Raw genomic sequence first — 4,746 nt, forward strand, 5'->3', positions numbered from 1 at the left:
GGCACGGATAAATACCTGACCCAGTTCGGCTACACGCTTTATGCTTCGCCCCTGAAATGGGTCGTCATGTTCGCGCCCCTCGCCTTCGTCTTCGGCTTCGGCGCGATGATCAACAAAATGTCCGCCGCGACGGCGCAGCTGGTGTTCTACACCTTTGCCGCTGTCATGGGCATTTCCATCAGCTCCATCTTCCTCGTCTTCACCGGCTATTCCATCGCACAGGTGTTCCTGATCACGGCAATCGCCTTTGCGGGTCTGTCGCTCTGGGGCTACACGACGAAGAAGGACATCTCCGGCTGGGGCAGCTTCCTGATCATGGGTGTGATCGGCCTCATCGTGGCGTCCATCGTCAACATCTTCCTCGCCTCTTCGGCGCTGATGTTCGCGATCTCGGCGCTGGGTGTGCTGATCTTCGCAGGGCTCACAGCCTATGACACGCAGAAGATCAAGACCGAGTACCTGGCCCATGCGCATCACGGCGACAGCGAGTGGCTGGGCAAGGCCGCCATCATGGGCGCGCTGAGCCTCTACCTCGACTTCATCAACATGTTCATGATGTTGCTGCAACTCTTCGGCAATCGAGAATAAGGCACAGCGCCTTTGAGTAAAACGGGCCGGTCCTTCGGGGCCGGCCTTTTTCTTTGCCGTGTGTCAGGTGGCGAGCGTTTCGAACATGCGGCCCACGCCGGACGTCACCAGCATGGCGACGAGACCCCAGAAGATGACACGCCGCAGCGACGGAAGCACAGGTGTACCGCCCAGTTTCGCGCTACACGCCCCGAGGAGCGCGAGCGCCAGCACCGCCACGCCGGCGATGCCCCCCCAGGTGAAACCAGCGGGCGCAAGTGCCGCGCCCAGCAGTGGCAGGCCGCCCCCCACCGCGAAAGCCAGCGCGGATGCCCCCGCAGCAAGCGCCGGGTTGGCCTGACCGGCAAGCCCGAACATCCCCAGCTCTTCCCGCGCATGGGCACCAAGCGCATCGTGGTCTGTCATCTGGGCGGCGACTTCCAGCGCCAGATCGCTGGTCACGCCCCTGTTCTCCAACCCTTCGGCAAGTTCGCTCAATTCGTAATCGGGGTCCTCCGCCAGCGCGACGCGTTCGCGTTCGAGGTCTGCGGCCTCCACATCCGACTGGGTGGAGACGGACACATATTCGCCCGCCGCCATGGAGAATGCCCCCGCCGTCAGCCCCGCCAGCCCGGTCAGCAATATGTTGCCCGGCCCCATCCCGGCAGAGGTGACGCCCACCAGCAGGCTCGCCATCGACACGATGCCGTCATTCGCGCCGAGCACGGCGGCGCGCAGCCAGCCGCTGCGGTTGATGTAATGGCCTTCCTTGGGCATGGAGCGTCCCTGTCCGTATCCGGCGCTGCATACTGCGAAGCCATGCAGGGCCGCAAGCGGCGGTCAGTAGGGTTCGGACCCGATCCCGGTGAAACCGATACCCTTCTGGGGCGGCGGGCCGATGGGCGTACAGGCAACCAGACCCGTCAGAAACAGGCAGATAAGCAATCGCAGATCAAACATGGGTCCCCCCGATCCTGCATCCACTATCGCCTGCGCCCTGTTTTGGCGCAAGGTGGCGTTGCAAACCCGCGTCACGCCCCCGGTGCCGATCAAACCCGCATCGCTTTCAACGAACGAAAAAAGCCGCGCGAAGGCGCGGCTTTCCGGTCTGACGGCAGAGGGGCAGGATTACTTGATCTTGCCTTCCTTGTACTCGACGTGCTTGCGCGCGACCGGGTCGTATTTCTTGATGACCATCTTTTCGGTCATGGTCCGGGCGTTCTTCTTGGTGACGTAGAAATGGCCTGTGCCCGCGGACGAGTTCAGACGGATCTTGATCGTGGTTGGCTTCGCCATGAGTCTTCTCCTGCTGCACCGGCCTTTGCCGCGGTGCGTGAATCCTGAATTTCGGGTTCTAGCCAGACCCGCGCCCGAGTCAACCGCAAATTCCCCCAGCCCTCCCCGGCGGGGGAAGGTAAATGCGCGGAAGGCCTGTAAGCCGGATTCTGTCCAGGGGTTGCCCCCTTGGATGACCATTCCTCTGACCGCATCGTTGCCGATACGGCTACAGCTGCCAACCCGGACCTGCTGGGGCGGAAGTGGCCCCGCCCGTTTCCGGGCACGCGGTCCCTATTTGGCATTGCTCCCGGTGGGGCTTGCCGTGCCGCCCCTGTTGCCAGCGGCGCGGTGGGCTCTTACCCCACCGTTTCACCCTTACCCCGTGTGTTGCCGGCAAACCGGCACCGCCCGGGGCGGTCTGTTTTCTGTGGCGCTGTCCGTCGGGTTACCCCGCCCGGGCGTTACCCGGCACCGTTCCTTCCCGGAGTCCGGACTTTCCTCGACAGGGGCAGGCCCCGCCGCGGTCATCCAGCCTTCCGCGCCCGCATGCCCTAGCGGGCGGGGCGGTGCGGCGTCAATCGCTTTCGACCCCTGCGGTTTCAATGCCGTGATGCAGATCGAAATCCGCCGCGACCAACGGCCCGCTGCGCCATGGGGCAAACCGCAGCCGCGTCGTGGCGAGCAAGGTCTCAGGGTCGCAGGGCGCGGTGAAGCCCCGTGCGCGTGCCCGGTCGACAAAGGCACTTTCCGACACAGCGCCGTCATAGCGCGGCCCCCCGGCGAAACCGGCAAGACCCTGACGGGCGAGTCGCGCCCAGTCGAACCGGAGGCCCGGATCCTGCTTGCGCCCCGGGGCCATGTCCGAATGGCCGATGACGCCGTCGGGCGGGATATCCCAGCGTTCCATGATCGCCCGAAGCAATGCTTCGAGCGCGCGCATCTGCGGCTCGGAAAAAGGCTCTGACCCGCGATTGTCCAATTCGATCCCGATCGAGCGGGAATTGATGTCATCCAGTCCGGCCCATTCGCCCTGCCCCGCGTGCCACGCGCGCGCCTCCTCCGCCACCAGTTGGCAGACGCCCCCTGAAACGTCGATCAGGTAATGGGCGGAAACCTCTGACGCGGGATCACAGAGCCGCCTGAGCGCCGAAGCGGCGCAGGCCATGGCAGTATGATGGATGACAATGAAGACGGGGCGCAAACCGTCCCGCCGGGGGCCATGATTGGGGGACGGTCGCTCTACGATCCCGGGCAGTGACAACAGGCGTCAGCCCCGTGCCGCGCGCCGGTAGGGTGCCGGATCCCATGCGCAGGCAAACCCGTCCCCGTCGGGGTCGACCCCGGCGCTGTCACGCTCCGGGCCGCCCGCCGCCAGAAAGTCGATCTGCGCCTGATCCTGATTGCTGTATTGCGCGCAGGCCCGTTCAAACTTGCGCTGCTTGGCGAAGCCGCTGCGCGAATAGAGTTGTGTTCCCGGTGCATGGCTTGTCGAAATCGCATAGGCCACGATATTGGGGCCGGCCTGCGTGCGGGTCGGAAGCGCCTGAGGCTGAATAACTTCGTAGCGCGCGCGGTTGGCGGCGATCCGGGCGGCATCCGCGTCGATGCTGCGCTGGTCCGATACGGCGTCGAAGTTGTTTTCGTTCGAGATCCCGGCGGTATTGACCACCGGCGGCGCGGGGTTCGAGGGGCTCGCCACCACGGGTTCGATCCCCGAGTTCGCAAGCGCCGTGGAAACCGAGCCGGATGCAGAAGCGTTGGCTCCTCCCCGCGTGGCCGCGAGAACCCGCGCGGTTTCAGCCGCCGTTGCCTCGGGCGAGCCGTCGTCGAAAGGCGTCGCGGGGGCAGCGGTCTGCGACTGGGACGCCGCGAGTGCCGCGTCACGAGCGCGCTGCTGCTGTGCGAAACTGTCTTCGAATCCCACCCCGGCGGCGGAATCGGGAATGGCGGGCTGACAGGCGGCAAGCCCCGCAACCGCCAGCAGGGAAAAAGCGCCGCGTCTGAACATCATAGCCATCTTCATGTCCTCAAATCGGTTTGCCCGTGCTACCACCATTTGTCCGCCTTTGCCACAAAACCGGCCGCCCGTTCGAGAGCATAAGCGGAAGACAGCAACTCCGCCTCCTCCCACGGACGACCGATCAGTTGCAGCCCCAGGGGCAGGCCCTTGGCGTCCTGCCCCGTCGGCAGCGCGATGCCCGGAAGCCCGGCGAGGTTGACCGTCACGGTAAAGACATCGTTGAGATACATGGCGACCGGATCGGCATCCGTCATTTCGCCAAGCCCGAAAGCGGCCGAGGGCGTTGCCGGGGTCAGAATGCAGTCGATACCATCGGCAAAGACGGTTTCGAAGTCGCGCTTGATCAGGGTGCGCACCTTGCGGGCGCGGTTGTAATAGGCGTCGTAGAAACCGGCGGAAAGCACATAGGTCCCCACCATGACCCGGCGCTTGACCTCATCGCCGAAGCCTTCGGCCCGGGTCTTTTCATACATCTCGGTGATGCCGTCGCCCTGCTCCAACCGGGCCCGGTGGCCATAGCGCACCCCGTCGTAGCGGGCGAGGTTGCTGGAGGCTTCGGCAGGGGCGATCACGTAGTACGCCGGCAGCGCGTATTTGGTATGCGGCAGGGAGATATCGACGATCTCGGCGCCCGCGTCGCGCAGCATGTCGGCACCTTCGGACCAGAGCTTTTCGATCTCCGCGGGCATGCCGTCCATCCGGTATTCGCGGGGGATGCCGATCTTCTTGCCCCGGATATCGCCCGTGAGTGCTGCTTCGAAATCGGGCACCGCCAGATCGGCAGAGGTGGAATCGCGCGGGTCGTGCCCGGCCATCGCGCCCAGCATGATCGCCGCATCGCGCACCGATTTCGTCATCGGCCCGGCCTGATCGAGGGACGA

6 protein-coding genes and 1 other RNA gene are annotated in these 4,746 nt (G+C 65.0%); 1 reads left to right on the forward strand and 6 read right to left on the reverse strand.

The genetic code is table 11. From position 1 onward, the window contains the following. Positions 1–588, forward strand: a 588-nt coding sequence (locus A3764_RS09465) for a Bax inhibitor-1/YccA family protein (RefSeq protein ID WP_067951530.1), incomplete at its 5' end; no start/stop codon positions are given. Between the two features lie 63 nt (positions 589–651). Here A3764_RS09465 and A3764_RS09470 read toward each other — a convergent pair. From A3764_RS09470 to A3764_RS09495, 6 genes are all read right to left on the reverse strand, one after another. Continuing rightward, a complete protein-coding gene (locus A3764_RS09470; protein ID WP_067951531.1) occupies positions 652–1,344 on the reverse strand; it encodes a VIT1/CCC1 transporter family protein in 693 nt (230 codons plus the stop codon). 351 nt (positions 1,345–1,695) lie between these two features. Then, on the reverse strand, positions 1,696–1,863 hold the full coding sequence (gene rpmG, locus A3764_RS09475) for a 50S ribosomal protein L33 (protein ID WP_007119221.1): 168 nt from the start codon (positions 1,861–1,863) through the stop codon (positions 1,696–1,698). A gap of 122 nt (positions 1,864–1,985) precedes the next feature. Beyond that, positions 1,986–2,385: RNase P RNA component class A (gene rnpB / locus A3764_RS09480), an RNA gene on the reverse strand. Positions 2,386–2,419: 34 nt separating this feature from the next. Then, a complete protein-coding gene (locus A3764_RS09485) occupies positions 2,420–3,046 on the reverse strand; it encodes an N-acetylmuramoyl-L-alanine amidase (RefSeq protein ID WP_236628160.1) in 627 nt (208 codons plus the stop codon). Between the two features lie 66 nt (positions 3,047–3,112). Next, positions 3,113–3,862 (reverse strand): hypothetical protein, encoded by a 750-nt coding sequence (locus tag A3764_RS09490; RefSeq protein WP_330220251.1) that lies wholly within the window; start codon positions 3,860–3,862, stop codon positions 3,113–3,115. 29 nt (positions 3,863–3,891) lie between these two features. Then, positions 3,892–4,746: amidase family protein (locus A3764_RS09495; protein ID WP_150122124.1), on the reverse strand; the 855-nt coding region annotated here is incomplete at its 5' end.

The sequence above is a fragment of the Sulfitobacter sp. HI0129 genome, from assembly GCF_001635395.1.
In the GTDB taxonomy this organism is placed as follows: Bacteria; Pseudomonadota; Alphaproteobacteria; order Rhodobacterales; family Rhodobacteraceae; genus Sulfitobacter.

Coding starts and splice junctions, on each gene's coding strand:
- A3764_RS09490 (WP_330220251.1), bottom strand. CDS start 3,862: ATGGCTATGATGTTCAGACGCGGCGCTTTTTCCCTGCTGGCGGTTGCG.
- A3764_RS09470 (WP_067951531.1), bottom strand. CDS start 1,344: ATGCCCAAGGAAGGCCATTACATCAACCGCAGCGGCTGGCTGCGCGCC.
- rpmG (WP_007119221.1), bottom strand. CDS start 1,863: ATGGCGAAGCCAACCACGATCAAGATCCGTCTGAACTCGTCCGCGGGC.